Annotated in this window: 19 protein-coding genes; 10 read left to right on the forward strand and 9 right to left on the reverse strand. The window is 39.4% G+C overall.

The annotated features are described in order from the left end of the window. The first annotated feature begins 42 nt into the window (after nt 1–42). Nucleotides 43–663, forward strand: a complete 621-nt coding sequence (locus A0J48_RS07935) for a cytochrome c oxidase subunit 3 (protein ID WP_200321943.1) — start codon at nt 43–45, stop codon at nt 661–663. A gap of 64 nt (nt 664–727) precedes the next feature. Here A0J48_RS07935 and A0J48_RS07940 read toward each other — a convergent pair whose 3' ends face one another. The 3 genes from A0J48_RS07940 to A0J48_RS07950 all read right to left on the reverse strand — a co-directional run bounded on the left by A0J48_RS07940 (nt 728) and on the right by A0J48_RS07950 (nt 2824). Continuing rightward, complete coding sequence (locus tag A0J48_RS07940) at nt 728–1786, reverse strand: WD40 repeat domain-containing protein (protein WP_325078594.1); 1059 nt, start codon at nt 1784–1786, stop codon at nt 728–730. Nucleotides 1787–2087: 301 nt separating this feature from the next. Further along, nucleotides 2088–2390 (reverse strand): hypothetical protein, encoded by a 303-nt coding sequence (locus A0J48_RS07945; protein ID WP_200321945.1) that lies wholly within the window; start codon nt 2388–2390, stop codon nt 2088–2090. 263 nt (nt 2391–2653) lie between these two features. Next, nucleotides 2654–2824, reverse strand: a complete 171-nt coding sequence (locus A0J48_RS07950; protein WP_200321947.1) for a chlorophyll a/b-binding protein — start codon at nt 2822–2824, stop codon at nt 2654–2656. 386 nt (nt 2825–3210) lie between these two features. Between A0J48_RS07950 and ald the strand changes: the two genes are divergently transcribed. Beyond that, nucleotides 3211–4302 carry an alanine dehydrogenase gene (gene ald / locus A0J48_RS07955; RefSeq protein ID WP_200321949.1) on the forward strand — a complete coding sequence of 364 codons (1092 nt, stop codon included), beginning with the start codon at nt 3211–3213 and terminating at the stop codon, nt 4300–4302. A 139-nt stretch (nt 4303–4441) separates the two neighbouring features. Next, nucleotides 4442–5809 (forward strand): DNA cytosine methyltransferase, encoded by a 1368-nt coding sequence (locus tag A0J48_RS07960; protein ID WP_200321951.1) that lies wholly within the window; start codon nt 4442–4444, stop codon nt 5807–5809. A 114-nt stretch (nt 5810–5923) separates the two neighbouring features. Here the strand turns inward: A0J48_RS07960 and A0J48_RS07965 are convergent, their stop codons facing one another. Beyond that, the gene (locus A0J48_RS07965) at nt 5924–7147 is read right to left on the reverse strand and encodes a glycoside hydrolase family 10 protein (protein WP_234300785.1); all 1224 of its coding nucleotides are present in this window, start codon (nt 7145–7147) and stop codon (nt 5924–5926) included. A 604-nt stretch (nt 7148–7751) separates the two neighbouring features. On the opposite strand from A0J48_RS07965, the gene A0J48_RS07970 reads away from it, so the two are divergent. Both A0J48_RS07970 and A0J48_RS07975 read left to right on the forward strand, forming a co-directional pair. Next, entirely contained in the window at nt 7752–8465 is a 714-nt protein-coding gene (locus tag A0J48_RS07970) for a GDSL-type esterase/lipase family protein (protein WP_200321955.1), read from the forward strand. A 313-nt stretch (nt 8466–8778) separates the two neighbouring features. Then, nucleotides 8779–9213, forward strand: coding sequence for a hypothetical protein (locus tag A0J48_RS07975; RefSeq protein ID WP_200321957.1), 435 nt, complete (start codon nt 8779–8781; stop codon nt 9211–9213). A 172-nt stretch (nt 9214–9385) separates the two neighbouring features. Here the strand turns inward: A0J48_RS07975 and A0J48_RS07980 are convergent, their stop codons facing one another. From A0J48_RS07980 to A0J48_RS07995, 4 genes are all read right to left on the reverse strand, one after another. After that, complete coding sequence (locus tag A0J48_RS07980) at nt 9386–11362, reverse strand: FHA domain-containing protein (RefSeq protein ID WP_200321959.1); 1977 nt, start codon at nt 11360–11362, stop codon at nt 9386–9388. Between the two features lie 97 nt (nt 11363–11459). Then, a complete protein-coding gene (locus tag A0J48_RS07985; protein ID WP_200321961.1) occupies nt 11460–11996 on the reverse strand; it encodes an FHA domain-containing protein in 537 nt (178 codons plus the stop codon). Nucleotides 11997–12123: 127 nt separating this feature from the next. After that, a complete protein-coding gene (gene nfi, locus A0J48_RS07990; protein WP_200321963.1) occupies nt 12124–12789 on the reverse strand; it encodes a deoxyribonuclease V in 666 nt (221 codons plus the stop codon). A gap of 272 nt (nt 12790–13061) precedes the next feature. Continuing rightward, nucleotides 13062–14624: an NAD(P)H-quinone oxidoreductase subunit N gene (locus A0J48_RS07995; protein ID WP_200321965.1), complete on the reverse strand. Its 1563-nt coding sequence runs from the start codon at nt 14622–14624 to the stop codon at nt 13062–13064. A gap of 617 nt (nt 14625–15241) precedes the next feature. Here A0J48_RS07995 and topA point away from each other — a divergent pair. From topA to A0J48_RS08020, 5 genes are all read left to right on the forward strand, one after another. Further along, the gene (gene topA, locus A0J48_RS08000) at nt 15242–17893 is read left to right on the forward strand and encodes a type I DNA topoisomerase (protein ID WP_200321967.1); all 2652 of its coding nucleotides are present in this window, start codon (nt 15242–15244) and stop codon (nt 17891–17893) included. 349 nt (nt 17894–18242) lie between these two features. Further along, entirely contained in the window at nt 18243–18380 is a 138-nt protein-coding gene (locus A0J48_RS08005) for a hypothetical protein (protein ID WP_200321969.1), read from the forward strand. Nucleotides 18381–18405: 25 nt separating this feature from the next. After that, a complete protein-coding gene (gene aroQ / locus A0J48_RS08010) occupies nt 18406–18858 on the forward strand; it encodes a type II 3-dehydroquinate dehydratase (protein ID WP_200321981.1) in 453 nt (150 codons plus the stop codon). Between the two features lie 98 nt (nt 18859–18956). Beyond that, complete coding sequence (locus A0J48_RS08015) at nt 18957–19883, forward strand: ADP-ribosylglycohydrolase family protein (RefSeq protein ID WP_200321971.1); 927 nt, start codon at nt 18957–18959, stop codon at nt 19881–19883. Between the two features lie 333 nt (nt 19884–20216). Further along, a complete protein-coding gene (locus A0J48_RS08020) occupies nt 20217–22862 on the forward strand; it encodes an HD family phosphohydrolase (protein ID WP_200321973.1) in 2646 nt (881 codons plus the stop codon). 57 nt (nt 22863–22919) lie between these two features. On the opposite strand, the gene A0J48_RS08025 is transcribed toward A0J48_RS08020, so the two are convergent. Further along, the gene (locus A0J48_RS08025; protein ID WP_200321975.1) at nt 22920–24155 is read right to left on the reverse strand and encodes a DUF445 domain-containing protein; all 1236 of its coding nucleotides are present in this window, start codon (nt 24153–24155) and stop codon (nt 22920–22922) included. Nucleotides 24156–24210: the final 55 nt, after the last annotated feature.

Here is a 24210-nt window from a genome sequence, read left to right on the forward strand (position 1 = left end):
CGATTACCTATTACCAATTACCCATTAGCAATTTAAAAATTCATGCAAAGTCAAATCATTGACCCAGCGAAAATAGAACAAAATCATCATCACGTAGCAACTGTTGATCATCACGAAGCGCATCCAGACCATCGTTTATTTGGTTTGGTTGTGTTTCTGATTGCAGAAGGGATGATTTTCATGGGTATGTTCGGTGCTTATTTAGCTTTCCGTTCTACCTTACCTGTATGGCCTCCCGCTGGGACACCTGAGTTAGAACTTCTGTTACCTGGGGTGAACACAGTTAACCTGATAGCCAGCAGTTTTGTCATGCACAATGCTGATACCGCTATCAAAAAGAATGATGAAAAGGGAATGCGTACCTGGTTAGCTATTACTGCGGCGATGGGTACCATTTTCTTGGTGGGTCAGGTTTATGAATATACCCATCTGGAATTTGGTTTAACTACTAATTTATTCGCTAGTACGTTTTACGTTCTCACCGGTTTTCATGGTTTGCACGTTACCATCGGCGTTTTAGCAATTTTGGCGGTGTTGTGGCGATCGCGTACTGCTGGTCATTACAGCAACCAAAAACACTTCGGTATTGAAGCCGCTGAACTTTACTGGCACTTCGTAGACGTAATTTGGATCATTTTGTTCGGATTACTATATCTACTGTAAGTATTTATTACTTAGTTGTTCACTCCACGCGAATAACTGACAGTCCCCCACCCAGGGGGTTTTTTTATTGGATTTGCCAGATATTAATTTTTTGATCAAAACCACCACTAGCCAGGATTTTACCATCTGGACTAAAAGCGATCGCACTCACCCAATCTTGTTGATCAGAGATACTAGTGATTAACTCACCTGTAGTTAAATCCCACAATTTAATCCCATCTTTACCAGCACTAGCTAAAATTTTGCCATTAGGACTAATAGCAATCTTATTTACCCAATCATTATGTCCTGTCAGGGTTTGGACTGCTTCACCATCGTTAACATTCCAAATTTTAATAGTTTTATCCCTACTGGAACTAATTAACTTTTCACCATTAAGTGTAAAAGCTAACCCAGTCACAATTTGAGAATGTGCGTTTATTTGGCGAATTAATTCACCAGTCTGCAAATTCCAAAGTTTCACAACACCTTTATTATCACCACTAGCTAAAATCTGACTATCAGGACTCATCGCTAAGATATGAACTTGATTGTCAAAACGTGCCAGTGTAGCTAGGGGACGCAGTTGTTTTAAATCCCACAAACGAATCCCGTCTAAACCACCACTGACGAGAACGTTACCAGTCAAAGAAACAGCCAAAGATAAAACTGAACTGGTATGTCCCACAAAGGAGCGACTAAAGGTCAGCTGTTTGAGATTCCAAAGATTAATTCTGTAGTCATTACCACAACTGATCAGAGTTTGACCATCTGGCAAAATTAAAATTGAGTCTACAGATCCTTGATGCGCTCTGTTAATCGTAGCCAGTTTTTTACCAGTTTGAGGACTCCAAAAACGAATCATCCCCTCATTTTCTGAGCCACCACTGACTAGCATTTTCCCATTGGGACTAAAACTCAGAGATTTAACAGTTGACGTATGTCCGTTTAAAGTGCGAAGTAGTCGAGGATTGACAATCGGTTGACTACTTGGAGAATCTATGATCATCTCATCAGCAGCATGAGCAGAGTGAGTGTAAAACTCTTGTCCGATAGATATTGATAAGGCTAAAACTGGCATCAATGCCAAGCTCAGACAAGAGCGAATCAAAGTCTTACCTACCCTTCTTCCCTCACTCTTCACAGTGTCTCCTCACCTTTGAAAACATCAAATAGTAATTCGTAATTCGTAATATTGCCTCCGGCACGCTGCGCGAACGTAATTCGTAATTCCAATTTATGAACTCCTAACGTTAGTTGTAGAGACTTAAAAATTTATTTCTTAGTTCAAGCCCCTAGTTCTAGACGTAAGCTGTTACAGCAAATTCCAGGTGCATTAGGTACAAATATTCATGATAAATCTCTGATGGGGTAAATATCTTGGCGGCTATGAGTCTACTTTACTCAGATCAAATGTGCTTTAATTACGAATTACGCATTATCAATTACGAATTACTTTGACGTGGTTTTTTCTTAGAAACCGTCATGGTTGGTAAAGGCGGACTAGAGGACTGAGGAGGTAAATAATGTTGGACTACAGGCTCTTCTGGTAAAGGAGATTGCTGCTGCATTTTCCATACCTTCAAACACAGTGCTATTCCTGCTGTTCCCAAACCAAAAGTAAATAATGACCAACTATCATCTAAACCACCAATCAGCGCATCTACCACACCTATTGTTACCAATGCACTGATTATAGGTTCTTTCCGGTAGGCTGACTTCAAAAAACGAGGTAATACAGCGTTCATCACAGCTTGTTTGGTTTCCGTTAAGTTTTTGTATAAATTTACCTGGAATAGTTCAACCGCAATTTACCTTTCTAATCTGGGGCTATCAAGGTATATCACATTATAGTTGTTTGGAGTAAAAAATCAGATGTGGAAATTTACCCTCTCCTATGTAGTAATTTCCTGCCAATGGAAATAACGTGAAAACCAGCCGGATTATCCAACTGGTTTCAACTCTTCTATTTACTAGCTTACAACTGAAAACAGTTAACTTGCAGATGGAACTACTTCAAACCCAGCCATGCAAGTACACCTTGATTGGTGAGATATTCAATCACTACCATCAAGATAAAGCCAATCATAGCGGCTCTCCCATTCAAACGTTCAGCATATTCATTAAAGCCGAACTTGGGTTCTTCTAGCTTGGGAGTGACGGTAGGTTGTTGTTGTGTCATGATTAACTATTCCTCTCTTCTGAACGGCAAAAGAATATTAATGGAGATTTTTCAACTCATTGCAGGGATTAGCTTTGAACAGCTTAATGGCAGCCTCTGGGTGAGAGCAATGCCAACCCTTTGTTTACAATTTTTAATTATTCTTTGTCTATTGTAATAATCCTGGGAGATTAGTCACGGGAATGTTCACAAGTCAAAAGTCAAAAGTCAAAAGGCAAGAGATAATACATTGTTGTCCCCTGCTCCCCAGTTCCTCTGTTTCCCCACACCTCACACCCTACATTCCAAATCCTGATTTTCTTCATTTTGAATTAATTAATACGGACAAGGTGACGTAAATACTGGCAGTCTAGAGTCAATCAAAAATTATTAGAGGCTATAAATAAATGCAAATAGGCGTTCCTAAAGAAACTAAAGATCAAGAATTTCGGGTTGGTTTGAGTCCTTCTAGTGTGCGGGTATTAACAGAAAGTGGTCATACTGTGTTTGTAGAAACAGATGCAGGTAAAGGTTCGGGGTTTACTGATGATGAATACCGTAGCTCTGGTGCGAAAATTGTTGAAAAACCTGAATTTGCTTGGAATCAAGAGATGGTTGTGAAGGTGAAAGAACCTTTAAGCAGTGAGTATAAATTTTTGCAAAAAGAACAGTTATTATTTACTTATTTGCATTTAGCAGCCGATCGCCAATTGACAGAACAATTAATTGATAGTGGCACTAATGCGATCGCCTACGAAACTGTAGAACAACCAGGAGCAAATAGATTACCTTTGCTCACACCCATGAGCATTATTGCTGGTCGATTAGCAGTCCAGTTTGGAGCTAGATTTCTAGAACGTCAACAAGGAGGTAGGGGTGTACTTTTAGGTGGAGTACCCGGTGTTAAACCTGGAAGAGTTGTGATTTTAGGCGGTGGTGTGGTAGGAACAGAAGCCGCTAAAATCGCTGTGGGTATGGGTGCAACAGTCCAAATTTTGGATGTAAATGTTGAACGTCTATCCTATTTAGAAACTCTGTTTGGTTCGAGAGTAGAATTACTGTACAGCAATTCTGCCCACATTGAAACCGCAGTGCAAGAGGCTGATTTACTCATCGGTGCAGTGTTAATACCGGGACGTAAAGCACCTATATTAGTATCTCGTGAATTAGTTAAACAAATGCGTCCTGGTTCAGTGCTTGTAGATGTAGCAGTTGATCAAGGTGGTTGTGTGGAAACATTACGCCCCACATCTCATACTAATCCAGTTTATATTGATGAAGGTGTAGTACATTATGGCGTGCCTAATATGCCCGGTGCTGTACCTTGGACATCAACTCAAGCATTAAATAATAGTACATTGCCTTATGTTGTGCAGTTGGCAAATTTGGGAATTAAAGCTTTAGATGTTAACCCCGCATTAGCTAAAGGTTTGAATGTCCAAAATCATCGTTTAGTACATCCTGCGGTGCAAGAGGTATTTCCTGATTTAGTGAGTTAAAATCAACTCCAATTAATTGAATTTTGAAATTTACTATAATTGGACTCAGCTTGCTAATGTAGGCTGAGTTTTTACGTTGAATAGTGTTATACTAAAAATCCCTATCTAAAAAGTTAGTTAGTAATCTTGGCTAACAAATATGAAAGCGTTTGATTCACAAATACCAAAACAAATAGAACTACCTCTACAATTAGTAACTTCTCCCAATAAATTCAAGTTTATCGATCTATTTGCAGGTATTGGTGGATTTAGAATTGCTTTAGAAAAACTAGGTGGTCAATGCTTAGGCTATGCTGAAATAGATAAACAAGCTATTAAAGTTTATCAGAAAAATTTTATCAGTTATTTCAATAAAGATGAAATTGAACTAGGAGATATCACTAAAATTCGTGAACTTCCATCTTATGTGGATGTAGTGGTAGGTGGTGTCCCTTGTCAACCTTGGTCTGTTGCGGGTTGCTTAAGAGGCTTTGAAGATCCTAGAGGAAAATTATGGTTTGATGTTATTCAGTTAGTTAATAAAAGTAATCCTAAAGCGTTTATTTTTGAAAATGTTAGCGGTTTAGCAAGTCCTAAAAATCGAGATAATTTAGACTTGATTTTACAAAAATTGCAGCAGATAGGATATTGTGTGAAGTGGAAAATATTAAATGCTTATGACTTTGGTTTACCTCAAAATAGAGATAGAGTTTTTATTGTTGGGATTAGAAATGATCTAGACAGATGCCAAGAATACAAATTCCCCGAACCTTTGAATGTTCATCCCAAAGTTTTAGATATTTTAGATGAACTTAAAAATGTTCAACCTGTTGAAAAAGTTAAATTAGATCCACATACTTTATTTAAAGGTGTGATACCACCTTCAAGAACTAGATTTCAAAAAAATGATGAATTAAATGATTTTTTCATTTTTTCAGATTTAAGAAATGGACATACCACCATTCATTCTTGGGATATTATTGAAACCAGTGATAGAGAAAAAAAGATTTGCTTAACTCTTCTCAAACACAGAAGAAGTAAAAAATATGGAGATAAGGATGGAAATCCTTTATCTTTTGAGAATTTTCAAGAAATAATAACTGATATAGAATTAAAAGAATTAAATCAACTTGTTGAAAAAGGAATATTCCGTTTAAGTAATGAGAACAAGTATGAATTTGTTAATTCTAAAAATATGACTGGGATTAATAATATTTATAGAATAATCTTACCTACTGCTGATATCGTCCCAACTTTAACTGCTACTGGTGGTAAAGATTATATAGCAACTGTATCTATTCATTCTAGTCATCCAGAAGCATATAAAAAGATGTTCTTGGACAAGATTTATTATCCTAAAAAATATATTCCTATCACTGCAAAACACGCTTGTAAATTACAAGGATTTCCTGCTAATTTTGAATACCATCAAAAAGATGAGATAGCTAAAAAACAATTCGGTAATGCTGTTCCTGTACCTGTGGTTGAGTATGTAGCTAAAGAATTACTCGGTAGCATCCCAATTTGACAAAAAAGACTACACAAACAAAATTTGCCTACATCAACTAAATAAAATCAAAGTTTTTAATCCAATGTAGATGAATTTTGCCTGTGTAGCCTTAACTTGTTACCAACTCCTAGTTTAATCCGCTGCTAATCGCAAAGCAGGATATGGAAACAGACTTTTAAATCCAGATAACCGCTCATTTAAAGATTCTTGAGCATTATTCCACAGACTTTCATAGTAGAAGAAAACAACACCTAATCCCCGTTGTTGTGCTGCTCGGACTTGGGATTTAATTTGTTGCATGGGTACAGGCTTAGTTCTTAATCCTGCCATAATCCCTACTCCAGTCGGAATAGTTTGTTGTACTTCTTGCATTTCTGGACGAGAAAGTTTAGCAGTAAAGCTTTCTAAATTATCTCGATAAACTTGCACAACTAGTTCATCTACTATGTTAGCTCGTACCCATTCTAGCCAATCTTGTAATTGAAACTTGTAAGCAAAATCGTAGTAGTTGGGTGAAACGGAGAAAATCGCTTTTGGTTTAATTTGTTTGATTCTTTGATTCAATCTCACCATAAAATCTGTGATTTTATTTGCTCTCCAACTGACCCATTCTGGATCTTGCGGATCTGCGGGTGGATTCTTTTTAGTTTCTTGACGGTATAAGGAAATGGTGTATTTATCGTAGCCAAATTCATGGGGTAAACTTGTATGATCATCAAACTGAATCCCATCAATATCATAATTGTTGGCCAGTTCTACCAATAAATCAGTAATAAACTGTTGTACTTCTGGATGAAAAGGATTTAACCATGCAACTTCACCGGCAGCACTAACAGAAGTTTGGCTACCATTGCGTTTTTGTGTTAACCATTCTGGTTTATTTAATGCTAGTTCTGAAGTTGGAGGTGTCATAAAACCAAATTCAAACCAAGGTACAGCCAGTAAATTTTGACGATGGGCTTGATTGATTAAATCGGCTAGAATATCATGACCATCTAAACCGCGAAAAACAAAGGGTTGAATATCTAAACGTTTGGCTACATTGCTAGGATACATGACATAGCCTGAATTCCAAACTACAGGATAGATAGTATTGAAGTTAAGCTTTCTGAGTTTAGTGACAGCATCCCGAACTTTAGTACGATCTCTGAGAATGTTGAGATCATTGTTGGTCATCCACACACCGCGAATTTCTTGACGAGTAATTTGGGCATGAATGGGTGTAAAATTATGCCCCAACGAAACTGTAACAAAGGAAATTAAAAATAACAGCGGGAACAGACGTTTAAGTAATTTCTGATGCCAATTCATTGTTTGTTCACGTTGCCAACCTAAAGAAAATAAATTAAATTTCATCCTTTTGCAGGATGTGTAATGTAAAGATTTATGCAGCCGCATAATATTGTCAGAAAATCTACGATTCATCTTGTCTCAACAGATTAAAATTAGAATTTGAGCGTTGTTCATTTCATGCGGCAAGTTGCATTTTGTTTTGGGAATAATCCCAGCTAAAAGAGTAAATTTAAAATTGTTGACGTAGATACACAAAAGTAGTGCCTGATTTGACGATTTTTTTATAAACCGGGCTATGTCAAATTAATTTCCAGCAAATTTTTTCACCAAAAAACTCTTTTTTATTAAGTTCAAGATTGAGAAATATCAATTTTATTCAACTCCAACTCATTTTGATAGATTTGTAAAATTCCAAGGTAAATTACTGAGATATTGAATATGACTTGATTATTTAATACAAAATTAATAATATCTTTATTTTTGGTTTTCAACAAGTGATCTAAGTAAATCACAAACTGACAGCAGCTAATTCCTAAAAACAAGCTAACCCAACAGCAGCCAGCAGTCAAAAGTCAAGAATTAAAGATCACAAGACAAAAAAGACACCATAGAATAGTGTAAAAATGTATAGAATATTGTAAAAATCTCAATTACACTGCTGTTTAAGATGCAAACCTTAAAGCCTTCCTCCTCGATGCTGTCTATAGCGCCAAAACTATGTCAGCCTTTAAAGATTGTGGCCTTGGGAGATAGCTTAGTGTATGGATACGGCGACCCAGAAAAAGGCGGTTGGGTAGAACAACTGCGACGGTGGTGGATGTTACCAGATAGTATAGGCCACGTACTGTATAATTTGGGAGTAAGGGGCGATCGCACACAGCAAGTTTCCCAAAGGCTAGAAATCGAATTTCGCCATCGCGGAGAAATACGTAACCGAGTTCCTGACCTGATTATCCTCTCTGTTGGTGTGAACGACTCACCACGCCTAGGTCGTCCCAACGGCAGAAATTATACCGATTTTCAGCAATTTGAAACGGAAATAGCGGCATTATTAGATCAAGCACAGCAACTTTGTCCTGTCCTCTTTGTAGGCATGGTTCCCGTAGATGAAACAAAAATGCCCTTCCTAGATTGTCTGTATTACAATCATGAAGACCAATACCGCTACAAAGAAGCTACACGCCTAGCTTGTACACAACGGCAAATTCCCTACTTAGATATATTTGACCAATGGATGCAACACAGCCAAACCTGGAGAAGTCAACGCATCAGTGCAGATGGGCTTCATCCCAACACTCTGGGTTATCAAGACTTACTAGAAGCAGTCCTCAACTGGTCAGAATTATCTAAGTATCATTGTCAACAAAATTATCAACTTTGAGTGTAGGGAACAGGTGACAGGTGACAGGTGACAGGTGACAGTTAAGAGAAAATAATGGTTGACCAGTTACTAATAATTACTAATAATCTGTTACCAATTTTTAACCTGTTATACCAACTTTATGTGAGGTTGCACATAATTAAATCCATTGATTTATCTGCCTTTATCCGCGTTTATCTGCGTGCATCCGCGTTCAATAATTTTCTACATCTGATTCTCTGTCGCTGCATATTAATCTGGTATTACGAATTACGTTCGCGTAGCGTGCCGGAGGCTCTATTACGAATTACGAATTACGAATTACGAATTATTTATGACTCCCACTTTATTTGGTCGTTGGCAAACTAGATTATTACTACTTTTAACAGTTGGATTTTTCGTATCAATACCCTTTGCTGTTGGGTTAATTGGCAACATTTCTAATCCTGTTTATTTTTGGATAATTTTATATGTTGCTATCTTTGGTTTAGCTTGGGATGTTGTTTATAACTATCTGCAAAAATCCCGGTGGGATAGAGACTGGCCAGCAGCTTATCAACTTTTTGCAGGTATTTGGGAAATGATATTTGTTTTTTGTGGCGTGAAAATTTTTGGTTTTTTACCTTTACCTATGCCTAAAGAACAATTATCACCAGGTTTATTTTTACTGCATTACTCTGTAGTTTGGTTGGCGGTTTTTATTGCTTCTCAAAGTTTAATGAGAATTATCTTTCCCAGATGGCGATTTCGGGGTGGACAGTGGCTGTAAGAAAAGGGTGTAAGGGTTTAAGGGTGTAAGGGTGTAGGGGTATAGGGGTTTTCCTCTCCTCGACCTTCATCTTTTCATCACTTTATACCTTTGTCCAAACCCTTAATCTTTCATTTTTCTGCCTAACTCCTATCAATAGAGGGAACAGGCAAAAGTTGCTAATTTTGAATTTTTAATTTGTATGAGGAGATTGATTAAAAACCCATTTTATCCACTGATTTAAAGAACCGAAAGTATTTAAACGACCAACTCCTGGCGCACGGGAATTATATAATCCATCCACAGCTACTAAAGCCGCATATTGTAAACCTAAAAAACTATCAACTGCGGCATAAGGACCACCTAAAGTTATTGCGCCCGCTGCATACACTTGACCTTTGGTATTCCGCATTTCCACTAATTCAAAATTGTTTGCTACTACTAACCGTCCTAAATGATTTAAAGGTAAATTGTAATGTGTCACCACATCTTCTAACAAAGGATTAGCATTGACTTTAGCATCAAGTCCGGTAGCATCAATAATGAAATCAGCAGTTAATTTCATTTCCCCAAAACCCTTTTCTTGGATATGGGTAATAGTATGGTTTTTGCCATCCTGTTCTACACCAAGCACTTGACCAAAAGTAATTTGATACCAACCTTCTTTAATACCTTGTTCCGTGATTTTTTGCCAGTCCACACGGTCTGCGGTGGTAGTTCCCCCCCAGTCTGCTAATAAACGTTGGCGTTCTTCCGGTGTAGCTTTTTCTAACATTTCCCGCAGTTCACCACCCCAACAGGCTTTTGGCCAGTTAAAAGGTTGAAACTCGTAGTGATTTTTTACAAGACGGGTTGCTTTTTGAAATTTGTTACCTTGGGGTTTAGGCGATCGCATTAAATGTAAAACTGTAATATTGCGATTTTGCTGTCTCACCTCATAAATACGTTGTAAAATCCGTGAAGCTACAATACCTCGTCCCCGAATTAAAACCGTTCCACCTTGTTTTTCTAGCTGTTCATATACATGATTGTGGTCTTCATAGGCATTGACAACCAACTTAAAATCTTGATATTTTTCCCGATAAGCTTGTAAATCTGGTAGAAATTGAATCGCTGGATATCCCGTAGCTAAATGTAAATAACGACAAACTAAAAAAGCATAATTTCCCTGACCACGGGAATAGGCTACACAATATCTACCATCTTCTGTTTTGCGAATAGCCCTCACTCTTCCATAACGATAAATTTGATTCCAACCTATACGTTTAGTTTCCCTATCTATAGAATCGAAAACATTACCTGCACGGGGAGTATAAGTTTCTGCAAAGGTGGGTTCATTAAAAACTTGCCATAAATATTTAAATGCTAAATTTAGCTTACCATTAGTTAAATCATGCCAAGATTCTCTTAAAGCATAACTAGGCCAACCCCAAATATTATCGGGACAAGAATCAGAATTAGAACGCAATCTTTCATGTAAAGGAATTTGCGAATTTAAACATAACCGCTTATAACGGGCATAAGGTTCTGCTTCTAAACCCACAGCAATAATTTTCTCAGCTTTAACACCACTGATTCTTAATAAATCCACCCAAATAAAACTACCTAAACCAGCACCAACTGCTAAATAATCACATTCATCCACAGGTAAACCAGTAGCATGAATAGCCTGTAAATCAACTTTGGTATCCTGAAATGCAGGTGGAGGAAAATTACTGCTTAAAGGTGTAACAGGACGGACTGGAGATAAACTAGGATCTGGCAGATTAGTCTGGGGATTAAATTGAATAGTTGAAGGATTATTAGGAGTAGGAATTACACTATTAATCCCAAACTGCACAGTTATTATATAAGGCCCAATCTGCAAAGTATCCCCATTAGCTAACTGACAGCGCGTTTGGCGTTGACCATTGACATAAACACCATTCACACTATTTTGGTCAATCACCACAAAATGATTTTGATCCCAATCTTGTTCCCAGTCAATCAAGGCATGATAGCGAGACACTTCATTACTATTTAGCAGCATCCGCGAAACACGCTGACCTCTAATTTCTGTTGGTAACTTGGCAAATTCTCTACCAAAAGCAATAGGGAGATTTAACTTTGGTTCTCTACGTTCCCCGGTTGCTGGGTCTTCCCAGCTTAATTGAATTTGTAAATTAGTCATTAGTTATTAGTTATTAGTTATTAGTCATTAGTCATTAGTTATTAGTCATTAGTTGTTGGAAAACACTATTCACCTATTCCCTGTCACCTGTCACCTGTCACCTAATTAGCACACTGACTGCTGCTGCTAAAGATGTACCACACCAAGGACAGCCTATTTGCAGATTTTCTGGTGGAGAAACTTTATGACATTTGGGACACTCTAAACCATACACAGGATTTGGTTGCGTAGGAATTGGCTGTTTATGCTGGTGATGTTTTGGTTGTACTGGTGGTTGAACTATAACTGTGGCAGGAAAACTATTAATTGAAACCTCTGTCACTTGCAGAGATTGCTGTCCTAAATAAATAATACTTCCTTGACTTAAAGGCATTTCCCCTTTCACTAAAGGTTGACTATTTACTTGTGGAGGGTTTGGTTCTCGCAAGTTTCTAATATAAAAACGTTGCTGCTGAGAATCAAAAAATATTTCTATGTGTAAACCGGATACAGTCGGGTGAGTTAAAACAATATCACACCGGGATGGGTCACGACCGATGCGACAAGTACCAGGGTTTTTGCTGGGTTGTTGTTCATAGACCTGTTGAGTTCTATTTTGACCCGCCTCTTGCCACTGTAAGGTTAGTACGTTCATTGTTATTAAATAAGTTTAATATTTAACTACATCAATTCTTTGCTGTGCGATTCCTAACACGATTAGGGGTTAGTCAGCAAGTGTTAAGAATTAAATTTAAAAAATAATTATTGCCAAAATTGAGACTTTATCTGTCAGATGCTAGTTTATCAGCAATGCGTGTAGTTTCTGGCAAGCGATATTTAGGAGTGCAGCGTAATACATAGTCAATTGCTGTTGGTAAACTAATGCGATGACCACTGGAAATATACAAAGGTTTGACTTTGTTGCGAGTCCGTAAAACTGCACCCACAGTTTCACCTCGATGTATTAGTGGTTGCCAACTCCCCTTAGTATCTGGTAGTTTTTCGTGTTTACCAATCAACAAAGATTTCGCTACACCTATAGTTGGTATATCTACTAAAACGCCTAAATGGCAAGCAATTCCTAACCTGCGTGGATGGGCGATACCTTGACCATCACACAGTATGATATCGGGTATAGTGTGAATCTTTTCTAAAGCATCCAAAATAGCGGGTATTTCCCGAAATGAGAGAAAGCCAGGTATATAAGGAAAGGATGTAGGACGGTATGCGAGGCTGGTTTCCACAACTTGCAAATCAGGAAAACTCAGCACTGCTACTGCTGCACGGCTCATTTTACCATCTTCCAAAAAACCCATATCCACACCAGCAACATATTGGATAGGTGTGTTGAGTTGATCTGTAGTAATTACTTGATTTCGCAGATTTTCTTGAATAACTACAGCTTCCTCAATTGTCGATGGCCAAGCATGAGATTGATAAATTTTCATATTTAAATTGTCATATTTGTATGGGTTTAGCGGGCAAGATTCCCACACCACAGGATTTAGCTATATTAGGATTATCAAATTTAGCTGCGTAACAGCTTATAAAAGCTTGTGTTGTTAATCTTTAATTTTTAAATTTTTACTGGGAATTAGTTGATCAAAATTAGTTCTCTCTGCCCTACACCCCTACACCCTTATTTCTGGAAATAGGACAGGGTGTAGGGGAAGAATAACAAATTACCCATTCCCCATTACCCATTACCTATTTACCTAATCTACAATTCCTTTGCTTGCTTAGTAATAGTTGCACTTGCTTGTGTACTCACCACTTTTGTCGCTTGCAATATGGGAGTATTAGCAACTGAATTATTAGCTAAAGTAAACAGTGGATTTGACAAAATCCCGGCGATTGAAGTAGCAATTAAAGTTACTATCAATCCTACTTGTAAAGGTCTAAAACCTGGTAAATCCCAACGCACTTGAGGATAATTCTTCACTACGTCGGACATTTCTTGTGGTTCTTTGACTACCATCATCTTGACTACACGAATGTAGTAGTAGATGGAAACAACGCTGGTAACTAAACCTAGTAGCACTAACCAGTAAAGGCCAGCTTGCCAACCTGCCCAGAATAAGTAAATCTTCCCGAAAAATCCAGCTAGTGGGGGAATACCACCCAAGGATAACAGAGAGATACTTAAAGCCAGTGTGAGCAGTGGGTCTTTTTGATACAAACCTGAGTATTCAGCGATTTGGTCAGTTCCTGTCCGCAGGGAGAAGAGAATGACGCAGGTAAAGCCGCACAGGTTCATAAATAGGTAAACCAGCAGGTAAAATATCATACTGGAATAACCCGCGTCGGTGCCAGCAATTAAGCCAATCATCACAAACCCAGCTTGGGCAATGGATGAATAAGCTAACATCCGTTTCATGCTGGTTTGGGCAAGGGCAACAACGTTACCCAATACCATACTCAATACAGCTAGGGCTGTGAAGACAAATCTCCACTCATCGGCAACGAGGGGGAAAACTACTGTTAGTAAGCGGATAGCGAGGGCAAAACCTGCTGCTTTAGAACCAACGGATAGAAAAGCTATTACGGGGGTGGGAGCGCCTTCATAAACGTCTGGTGTCCACTGGTGGAAGGGTGCAGCGGAGATTTTGAAGCCAATACCGGCAATGACAAAAACGAGGGCAATAACTAAACCTAGAGATTGGCCAACATTTGCTGTAGCGATACCGTTAGCGATCGCACTCAGTTCCGTTTGTCCACCGGATAAGCCGTACAGTAATGATACACCGTACAAAAATACTGCTGTACTGGAAGCTCCAATTAACAGGTATTTCAGCGCCGCTTCATTAGAGCGGGGGTCACGTTTGGTATAACCCGTCAACAAATAAGAGGAAATACTCAAAGTTTCTAGGGAGATGAAAATCATCACCAACTCACTAGCACCAGAGACAAACATTCCTCCCAAGGTGGCTGTCAATAAAATGGCGATGAATTCTGCTAGAGCAGTGCCACTTTGCTCCACATAGCGAATTGACATTAAAATTGTCACCGCAGATGACAAAGCTATGATGCCACGAAAGACAATACTCAGGTCATCACCATTAAAGCCACCAGTGAAACCGATGGGATTAGTAGCATCCCATTGTAAACACAGGGCGACAATCGCAGCTAATAAACCAGCGATCGCTAGATATCCGATCCAGCGTGAAGATGTACGCCCCAAAATCAAATCAACAATCAAAACCCCCAAGAGGGTGACAATGACAATTCCCTCTGGTAAAATCGTTCCCGCATTCAATTGGGATGCAATATTAGCAAAATCCATGATATGTATAGGTTTTGGCGATTAGAGATCAAGGCTAACTGAGTTAATTGTATCTATAGTTCTTTACCAAAATTGCATTTATCTGTCTGTTTTCAACTCTAGTGCCAGAAGACAGGAGGCACAAGGCAGCCCAACTTCTCCAGACAATCAGAGATCTGAGCCTCTAGATGCTCATAAATCAGGTAGTATTGATTCACCTGATGTGAATGGTAGTTTAAATATCTCGACAAAACAGAATTAACCCATAACTGGCCTGGTGTCTTCATCTTCTCAACTGCAACGTTAATACTAACAAATTAAAAATTAAAAAACTCCGCCTCCTGCCTCCACCTAAGCGTATTGCAGATCGGGAAATGACAGGCTATTTTAAAACTGGATTCGCCATTTATGCCTGAGATAAGTTAAAGATGGAAATAGCTGGCAATTGACTCTCAGCGGTTGCATATCCGATTTTCTGGGTAGCAGTGTGCCTCACGTTAAGCAAAACTTCGCCTTAACGGGTAGTTTATGTAAGGATTAAATCACTACCTCAGCGTGAAGTTTTATCTTGACATTTCGCCAAAATTGTCCCAACTTGACTGTTTAGCTTCACAGCTATTCTTTTTTTGAAAATTTCCATGTCAACTCTCGTCATCGTCGAATCTCCAACCAAAGCTCGTACCATTCGCAACTACCTGCCAAAAGACTATCGGGTAGAGGCTTCTATGGGTCATGTGCGTGACCTTCCACAGTCAGCTAGTGAAATTCCCGCCGCTGTCAAAGGGGAAAAATGGGCGCAGCTTGGGGTGAATATAGAAGCCGACTTTGAACCGGTGTATGTCGTTCCCAAGGATAAAAAGAAAATTGTCACCCAGCTTAAAGATGCTTTGAAAGGGGTAGACGAATTAATATTGGCAACTGACGAAGACCGGGAAGGTGAAAGCATCAGTTGGCATTTATACCAATTGCTGAAACCGAAAATTCCCACCAAGCGAATGGTGTTTCACGAAATTACTCAAGAAGCTATTAAAAAAGCTTTGAAAAACTGCCGCACCATTGATGAACAATTGGTTCGCGCTCAAGAAACCAGACGAATTTTAGATCGTTTAGTAGGATATACCCTATCGCCCCTGCTGTGGAAAAAAATCGCTTGGGGACTTTCCGCCGGACGAGTGCAATCTGTAGCGGTGCGGCTATTGGTTAATAAAGAACGTCAACGTCGTGCTTTCCATGAAGGTACTTATTGGGATTTAAAAGCCAGCTTATTACAGGAAAAAACGCCCTTTAGCGCCCAATTGGTGACTCTAGGCGGGACGAAAATTGCTACAGGTAGCGATTTTGACCCAGCAACGGGACAAATTGCCGCAGGTCGCAATGTGGTGCTGCTGAATGAAGAGCAAGCTTTAGCATTGCAGGAACGGCTGGAGGGTAAAACCTGGAATGTGAATGATATGGAAGAACGTCCAGTCACCCGCAAACCCGCACCACCATTTACTACTTCCACATTGCAACAAGAATCTAACCGCAAACTGCGTCTTTCGGCGCGGGATACCATGCGGGTTGCTCAAAATTTGTACGAGCAAGGGTATATTACCTATATGCGGACAGATTCGGTGCATTTGTCAGATCAAGCGATCGCCGCTGCTCGCAGTTGTGTAGAAGAAAAATACGGCAAAGAATATCTCAGCCCCCAACCTCGACAATACACCACCAAATCTAAAGGCGCACAAGAGGCACACGAAGCTATCCGCCCTGCTGGTAGCAGCTTCCGCACGCCCCAAGAAACAGGTTTAAGCGGACGGGAATTTGCGGTATATGATTTGATTTGGAAGCGCACCGTCGCCTCACAAATGGCTGACTCTCGCCAAACTCAAATTACTGTCCAGCTACAAGTTGAAGATGCAGGTTTTCGTTCTTCTGGTAAGCGGATAGATTTTCCTGGATATCTACGCGCCTACGTTGAAGGTTCTGATGATCCCGAAGCCGCATTAGAAGACCAAGAAGTAATTTTACCATCCCTCAAAGTTGGAGATCATCCCACTTGCACAGAACTAGAAGCCGTAGGACACGAAACCCAACCTCCAGCTAGGTATACAGAAGCCAGTTTAGTGAAAACCTTAGAAAGTGAAGGTATTGGTCGTCCTAGTACCTATGCCAGCATTATTGGTACTATCATCGACAAAGGTTATGCTCAATTGGTGAGTAATGCCTTGATTCCCACTTTCACAGCCTTTGCTGTCACCGATTTATTAGAAAAACATTTCCCCGATATTGTTGATCCTAGCTTTACCTCCAAAATGGAGCAAACCCTGGACGACATTGCTACAGGTGAAGCTAAATGGCTACCCTATCTCCAGAAATTTTATCTGGGAGAACAAGGTTTAGAAACCTTGGTGAGAGAACAAGAAAGTCAAATTGATGCGACTACAGCTAGAACAGTAGAATTAGAAAATTTGGATGCTAAAGTCCGTATTGGCAAATATGGGCCTTACATCGAAGTTGAAAACGGTGAAGGAGTGGTTACGGCTTCCATTCCCAAAGACCTGACACCCGCAGACCTCAACCCCAAACAGGTAGAAGTCTTACTACGACAAAAGACCACAGGACCTGACCAAGTAGGACGACATCCCGAAACTGGTGAACCAATTTATGTGAAGATTGGTACTTATGGACCCTATGTGCAGTTGGGTGACAAAACTGACGAAAATCCTAAGCCAAAACAAGCATCTTTACCCAAAGGTGTTACACCAGAAAATCTCACTTTAGAGATGGCTGTGGGGCTGTTGGCATTACCCCGGACATTGGGAGTGCATCCGGTCACAAATGGGAAAATTCAAGCCAGTTTAGGACGTTTTGGCCCCTATGTTGTCCATGACCAGGGCAAGGAAGGGAAAGATTACCGTTCTCTGAAAGCTGCTGATAATGTATTGACAATTTCTTTAGAACGTGCATTAGAGCTATTGGCAGAACCGAAAAAGGGACGCGCTGCCAGCAGTAGTAAATCTAAAGCGGCTTTACGGGAATTGGGTACACATCCAGAGGACGATTCACCAATCAATATCTACGATGGACCCTATGGCCCTTACATTAAGCACGGCAAAACTAATGTCAGTCTACCTGAAGGTCAGACAGTAGAAACAGTAACGCTTGCTGCTGCTCTAGAATTGCTGCAAGCCAAAGCATCGACTAAATCTACACGCAAAACAACTAAATCAACGACTTCTAAAACTAAATCAACTACCACTAAATCATCAACTAGTAGAGCCAAAAAGAAAGAAGCATCAAGTTAGGGAAACGGGAAACGGGAATTATGAAATCTTAAGAATTCAGGAGTATGGAGATCGCCAAGCTGCGCTATCAGAAGCCAGGAGGATAAGCAAGTAATTCCCAATGCCCCATGCCCCACGGACTGTATCCTCCTATATCAACATTCAACCCCAACAGCATTACTTTTCCTTTTAGCTTGTGATAATCTAATAAGTAAGGAAGAACACAAAACTAAATTTTGTCATTGGTTTATTTCCTCCTAAATACAGAAATGTATCAGCCCTGTTAGAAACCAGAAGTGCGACAATACGCCAGTTTCTGCAAAGAAAGTTAAATTAAAATTGAGGTAGTATCTCAGGAGCGTTCAGTTCAATGGACTATATAGAAAAGGTACTGGAAAAGCTGAAAGAGTTAGCACGGAAGCTAGTTGAAGCATTGCTGGGGCCAGAAGCTGAACCGGAGCCGGAACTGATTCCGATTCCTGTGAACGATCGTTCGCGTCGTCGTTAACTACTTAAAGTGATTGGAGTTGACATTGCCACCTTTAAGTATTTTGGTACTGCACGGGCCAAACCTGAATTTACTAGGACAGCGAGAACCGGGAATCTACGGTTCCCTGACCCTGGGAGAAATTAACCGCCTATTAGCAGCAGAAGGACTCAGGTTACAAGCAAAAGTAACTACTTTACAGTCCAATCATGAAGGAGTATTACTAGATGCAATTCATGGTGCATTAGGACAACATCAAGGAATTATCATTAATGCTGGTGCCTATACTCATACGAGTGTGGCTTTGCGGGATGCGATCGCAGCGGTGAATTTACCAACAGTAGAGGTGCATCTCAGTAATATTTACCGCCGAGAAGATTTTCGACATCATTCCTATATAGCCCCGGTTGTAATTGGTCAAATTAGTGGCTTCGGTGTTCAAAGTTATTTATTGGGCTTACAAGCATTAATATATGATTTGCGAAAAAACGAAGTTTAAAATTTTATAAACTTTTATAAAGTTTTTTGTAGCTTGGGTTTTGGGATTAAATACTTCAGTTTAAAATCCAAAATCCAAAATCCAAAATCCAAAATCCTATGCGTTATTCTCTCGTCAGTCGGGTTAGAGGTATTTTTTTGGGAGCATTGATAGGAGAGAATTTAGCTACTCCTAATGATGGTGATTTAGGTAAAATGGCGGTTTTGGGTAGCCAAAGTTTAATTGCTCTAGGTAAATTAGATGTAGATGATTGGTTAAAGCGTTACCAAAAAGCAGCCATTGATTTAGAACAGACTAATACTAATTGGGAAAGAATAATTTTAGCCACCTTACCAGTGGCAGTTTTTTTTCACGAAGATACTATTAAACTCAAACAAAACTTGCTGCAAGTATTACAAATTTGGGATACTGACCCGATGGTGACAGATGCAGCTTTAGTAATAGGATATGCGATCGCTCAATCTTTAACAGAAACACTCGACCCCTTGACCTTCATCCCCCAAACAATTTCTTTTCTGGAAAAAACTACAACTCCAATACCCCAAAATTTATTAAAAGTCGATAAATTATTAGCCCAAGGTGCGGGATTACAACAAGTACAGAACGAATTAATTAAGCAAAAAGAGCTATGCAGTCATATTACATTAGCTGTTTATTGTTTTTTGAGTAGCTTGGAAGACTTCCGACTGACACTTTTGCGAGTTAGTGCTAATTTTAGTGAGCAAGAGTCTGGGAGTTTAGGCTTACAGACTAGAAGTGCGCTCGCTGGTGCATTATCAGGGGCATACAATAGCACAACAGGTATTCCGGTGAATTGGCAAGTTTTATTCTCAGCAAATAATTCACCCATTTGGAAACAGAACAGTTTTTTCCAGATGTTAGAATTAGCTGATCAACTTGTGGCGGTCTGGTCAGGTTTGTATAATCTGACCTCAAATACCAAAGAGTTAACAGAAGTTGGATGTGGTATGAATGGGGATACACTTTCAGTCTATACTGCACCTAGTGTGATTCGCCCACGATAAAAAATACTAGGGTGTAGGCAAGTAAGCAGCGATGAGTAATGAGCAATGAGTGGAAAGACGAATGAAGGGAGTGTAGGGGTTAGGGTGTGGGGTATAGGGAATCCCATAATTAAAATCAGGGGTTTCAAGCAAGGACGCTGTATTTTGAGGCACTACGCGCCTCAAAATACATCTTTTTTCTGTTTCCATACTTAGAAGTAGGGGCTTTTTCTTCCCCACCCCCCACACCCCACAGCCCCGAAGGGGCTGGTTAATCACTCGGTACTCGGTACTCGGTACTTCACTGTCTATCCCCTGCCATAGCATTTTGTATCGGAACTACAGCCAGAAGTAATGAAAACGCAGCAATTTTGGCAGTCTTTGACCCAGCAATTGAGGCAATGGCGGCGACAGTACAAAGTCTTATGCCGTAAAGGAAAGATCCTTGGTTCAGTGAGTAATTCTAAGAATCCCAGTGGTAACAAAAAATTTTTTAAGCATCTAATTTTGTATTTATTACCCAGTCATGATGAAGGTGGAAACCGACAAAGAAGAAAAGCACCTCCATCAACGACACAATTTTTTCCAACTCATCATGGCATTTGTGCAGTCGTTTTTAATTGGTTACATAAAAAACGTTCTGTGGTAATTTTATTGATAGCTGTGGTATCTCTTACAGGTGTGATAGGACATGAATTTTACAATCAACCCCAGATGAGAATTGGGACTGTTGCACCACAGACATTTATCGCTCTATACAGTACCAGTATCGAAGACAAGGAAAAAACTGAAGCCAAACGCAAAGCAGTAAAGACAAATTCTCAGCCTGTATTAATGATTAATACCCAAATAAATCAGCAAATTAACGAAAATTTACGACAAATTCTGGAATATGGTCATGAACTTCGTGCTGTTGCTGGGTATTTTCCTTTTGCCAATGTTACCATTTTGTCTGTAACTACCCAGCGATATCTACGTTCTTGTTTAGAACCTGAGTGGCAACAGTTGAAAATAGCTTTAGAAACATATCAGAAACAAAATGATAAATTGTTAATTCTGAGATCGAGTCCAACAGATAGAAACCTATTTTCTAGACCTATCCGTAGTCCGTTATTGCCTTTATCTCCACCTAAAATTAAAGAGGAAAGTAATACTGGCAATCCTGATTTTGATCAAGCATTAGCAGAACTAAAAACCTACAGTATCAATACTTCTGCCCAAAATCTATCTTCATTGATTGCTCAAATATCGGAAATTAGACAAGGATATAAACAAGCTAGTGAAAAACTTGTCAAGATCGAGGCTGAACGACAAGAAATAATATACACAGATACCTTCCTATTGGAATTGTCAGAAGATGACTGGATAAAAACCCAAATGGGAATTCATCAAAGTGCAGAACGGATGCTTACTCAGGGTATACCACCCGGACTACCGCGTAGTATTTTGCAGGATGCGGTGAGTCTACAAGTACAAGTCTCTGTACCAGGTGAAGCAGAATCTTTAGCTACTAAAATATTGTTGGCTGTACTCAAACCGAATCTCCAGCAAGATGAAGAACAAACAAAGCAACAGGCAGAAATAGCCGCAGATCAAGTTCCATCTGTAATGCAAAAGGTGCGACAAGGACAAGTAATTGTTAGTAAAGGGGAGAAAATTACAGCCTGGAACTTTGATGTCTTAGAGTATTATCATTTGATTCGTCGAGAACTGAATTGGCTGGCGTTGACAGGGTTAGCTGTCTTGGTTAGCGCCGCTATTGGGGTATTTGTTCGAGTTGAAAGGCGGCTGGGTAGTCATTTGCGAGAACGCGATCGCCTGTTGATATTGCTGCTAACTTTGAGTATTCCTAGTGTTTTGGCGATGGGTGTTAACTATACTACTTGGAGTGCTATTGGTTTATTGTTGGGAAGCTTTTATGGCAGAACTGTGGGTGTGACAGTGGTGGTGCTGCTGTTGCTAATACTGCCAATTAACATGGAGATTAATCTCATTGGGCTGGTAGCTGGTGCAGCAGGAGGAATATTAAGTAGTTATGTGGCACAAAGGTTTAAATCACGCGAAGAATTGGCATTCTTAGGTATTGTAATTGCTTTAACTCAAGGTAGTATTTATTTACTTCTAAATATACTTATTGGTGCAGCTTTTGTTTCTGCTTGGTATACCATCTTGCAAGATGCGTTGTTATTTGGTTTATCTGGTTTGGCTTGGAGTGTTATTGCTTTGGGCTTAAGTCCTTATTTAGAAAAACTGTTTGATCTCATCACTCCCATCCGCTTGGCAGAATTAGCTAACCCTAACCGCCCTTTGTTAAAGCGACTCGCTACGGAAACTCCGGGGACTTTTCAACATACTTTGTTTGTGGCAACTTTAGCGGAAACTGCGGCGAAAAAACTGCGCTGTAATGTTGAGTTGGTCAGGGCTGGAACTTTGTATCATGATATTGGCAAAATGCACGACCCTCTAGGATTTATTGAAAATCAAATGGGGGGTCCAAATAAACACGAGACGGAAATTAAAGATCCTTGGCAGAGTGCAGCCATTATTAAAAAGCACGTGACTGAAGGTTTGGTGATGGCGAAAAAACATAGTCTACCAACAGCAATTCAAGCTTTTATTCCTGAACATCAAGGAACAATGGCGATCGCCTATTTTTATCATCAAGCACAGCAAATGGCTAAGGATGATCCGAGTATCATAGTCAACAAAGCTGATTTTTGTTATGATGGTCCTATTCCTCAATCTAGGGAAACAGGAATTGTCATGTTAGCTGACTCCTGTGAAGCGGCGTTGCGAAGTCTCAAAGATGCGACTCCAGAACAAGCATTAAATATGCTGAATAATATTATCCGCGCGAAATGGCAAGATCAGCAATTAATAGATTCAGGACTGACCAAGGAAGAAATGTCCAAAATTGCTCAGATTTTTGTGGATGTTTGGCAGCAATTCCATCATAAACGTATTGCTTATCCTAAATCGAAAACTGGTAGTGAGAAATAAAATTTTCATCCTCCTCTTGTTCATCCTTAAATCCTGTAAATCCTGATGCAGACAATTTCAATATCGACTCAAAAATAAAAAACCGACTTGAAATAACCCAACCACAAAACCCAAAACACCACCTAAAGTCACAATTGCCTGTAATTCATTTTTAACAATTCCTTCAATTCCGGCTTCTAAATCAGCAGGTGAAGTTGCTTTGACTCTATCAATAATTACTTGATCGATAGATAGAATGGGAATTACTTGGGAGACAATTGCTTCTAAATCTTTTTCTAAATACCGTTCTAAAATTAAAGCCAACTCTTGAGATCCAACTTCTAAGGAAGTAGTGACAACAGATGAATTGCTGAGACGATTTAACAGTAATTTAGAAATATTTTCCCAGTCTGCTGATTCCGTTAACTCCTGTAATAAATTACCACCACTAGATTGCAAGTAATGACGTACACTCTCCCTAGTGGTTTTTCTTAATTGCCGGACAGTGCCAACTGGCAAGTTTTGAAAAGATAAATCTTGTAATAATTTTTTGATGCGATCGCGTATTTGCAAATCTTGAATTAATTCTTGCAATCGCTGATTAGTAGTTTCTTTTTCATCTAAACAAAATGTTCTTAATCGGGTGAGAGTATTACGCAAACCAAAGAGATTGGCAACTACCCAGTAAGTACCACTGGTTTTTTCTCGGAAACTATCATCAATAGTTTGGATTGTATTATCTGTCAAAAAATCAACTATTGCCTGTCTTAAGACTTCCGGTGGTAAAACCACTTGTAAAAACCAATCAGCCAAGCGAGTAGATTGTTCTTCACTCAGTCTAAATTCCAACAAAACTTGGTCAAAAATTTGGTTGATTTGTACTTCCAAAAAATTCTCTTGTCGTGCTAATACTTTGAGAAGACGCGGTAAAGACTCTCCCAATAAATCTCGTAAAATTCCAGCGATAATTTTGATACTCTTTTCATTCTTATCACCTTGAATTTGTTCAATTGCTAACTGCAATAACCACAGAATTGCGCCTTGTACTCTTTCGGTTTGCAGGAGTCGTCGCGCCAGCTTTTGTAGTTCATCTGGCGTTAACAGTGACCCCATAATAGTATTAGAAATATTTTTCGCCAACCGCTCCTGATTAGCGGGGATTAATCCAGGAGTAAAAGGTATTTTTCGCCCAAAAAGATACATAGCTTTGTAGGGGCGAAATAGCATTTTGATGGCTATATCATTAGTAAAATAGCCAATGACTCCACCCAGAATTGGGGGTGATAAATAAAGCCAAAGATGAGACCAATCCACAGGATTTTGGATTAGGGAACAAGAATAAGGGACTGGTAAAGAAGAGGGTGTGGGG

The organism is Sphaerospermopsis aphanizomenoides BCCUSP55 (genome assembly GCF_001586785.1).
GTDB lineage: Bacteria > Cyanobacteriota > Cyanobacteriia > Cyanobacteriales > Nostocaceae > Sphaerospermopsis_A > Sphaerospermopsis_A aphanizomenoides_A.

What these genes read in the sequence shown, in the direction of transcription:
- A0J48_RS07935 (WP_200321943.1), top strand. Translation starts at nt 43, where the DNA reads ATGCAAAGTCAAATCATTGACCCAGCGAAAATAGAACAAAATCATCAT.
- A0J48_RS07945 (WP_200321945.1), bottom strand. Translation starts at nt 2,390, where the DNA reads ATGAACGCTGTATTACCTCGTTTTTTGAAGTCAGCCTACCGGAAAGAA.
- A0J48_RS07950 (WP_200321947.1), bottom strand. Translation starts at nt 2,824, where the DNA reads ATGACACAACAACAACCTACCGTCACTCCCAAGCTAGAAGAACCCAAG.
- ald (WP_200321949.1), top strand. Translation starts at nt 3,211, where the DNA reads ATGCAAATAGGCGTTCCTAAAGAAACTAAAGATCAAGAATTTCGGGTT.
- A0J48_RS07960 (WP_200321951.1), top strand. Translation starts at nt 4,442, where the DNA reads ATGAAAGCGTTTGATTCACAAATACCAAAACAAATAGAACTACCTCTA.
- A0J48_RS07965 (WP_234300785.1), bottom strand. Translation starts at nt 7,147, where the DNA reads ATGAAATTTAATTTATTTTCTTTAGGTTGGCAACGTGAACAAACAATG.
- A0J48_RS07970 (WP_200321955.1), top strand. Translation starts at nt 7,752, where the DNA reads ATGCAAACCTTAAAGCCTTCCTCCTCGATGCTGTCTATAGCGCCAAAA.
- A0J48_RS07975 (WP_200321957.1), top strand. Translation starts at nt 8,779, where the DNA reads ATGACTCCCACTTTATTTGGTCGTTGGCAAACTAGATTATTACTACTT.
- A0J48_RS07980 (WP_200321959.1), bottom strand. Translation starts at nt 11,362, where the DNA reads ATGACTAATTTACAAATTCAATTAAGCTGGGAAGACCCAGCAACCGGG.
- A0J48_RS07985 (WP_200321961.1), bottom strand. Translation starts at nt 11,996, where the DNA reads ATGAACGTACTAACCTTACAGTGGCAAGAGGCGGGTCAAAATAGAACT.
- nfi (WP_200321963.1), bottom strand. Translation starts at nt 12,789, where the DNA reads ATGAAAATTTATCAATCTCATGCTTGGCCATCGACAATTGAGGAAGCT.
- A0J48_RS07995 (WP_200321965.1), bottom strand. Translation starts at nt 14,624, where the DNA reads ATGGATTTTGCTAATATTGCATCCCAATTGAATGCGGGAACGATTTTA.
- topA (WP_200321967.1), top strand. Translation starts at nt 15,242, where the DNA reads ATGTCAACTCTCGTCATCGTCGAATCTCCAACCAAAGCTCGTACCATT.
- A0J48_RS08005 (WP_200321969.1), top strand. Translation starts at nt 18,243, where the DNA reads ATGGACTATATAGAAAAGGTACTGGAAAAGCTGAAAGAGTTAGCACGG.
- A0J48_RS08015 (WP_200321971.1), top strand. Translation starts at nt 18,957, where the DNA reads ATGCGTTATTCTCTCGTCAGTCGGGTTAGAGGTATTTTTTTGGGAGCA.
- A0J48_RS08020 (WP_200321973.1), top strand. Translation starts at nt 20,217, where the DNA reads ATGAAAACGCAGCAATTTTGGCAGTCTTTGACCCAGCAATTGAGGCAA.